A 262-nucleotide genomic window follows, 5' to 3' on the forward strand; every position below is an offset into this window, starting at 1 on the left:
GTTTCTCGGCACGGTGCTCGTCGAGCTGTTAAGCGTGACGCGCAGTCTGCTGGCCGGCACGATGCTGCTGTTCATGATGGCCGCGTGGATGAGCGCGCCGTCGTTGCGTTACCTGCTGCGCTCGGCCATACGTACGTTTATCGTGAGTATCGTGCTTGGCGCGATGGGCGCGCTCGCCATACTGAGCATGCCGTCAGTCAGCGAGCACTGGATGCAGCGCTTCACGGCTGCCTCCAATACGCAGACTGGCAAGGACCCGACG

Annotated in this window: 1 pseudogene; it reads left to right on the plus strand. The window is 62.6% G+C overall.

The window, feature by feature from the left end:
- Positions 1-262, plus strand: a pseudogene (locus SB753_RS38410) (hypothetical protein); the annotation flags it as partial.

Source organism: Paraburkholderia sp. SIMBA_053, from assembly GCF_046534895.1.
GTDB lineage: Bacteria > Pseudomonadota > Gammaproteobacteria > Burkholderiales > Burkholderiaceae > Paraburkholderia > Paraburkholderia caledonica.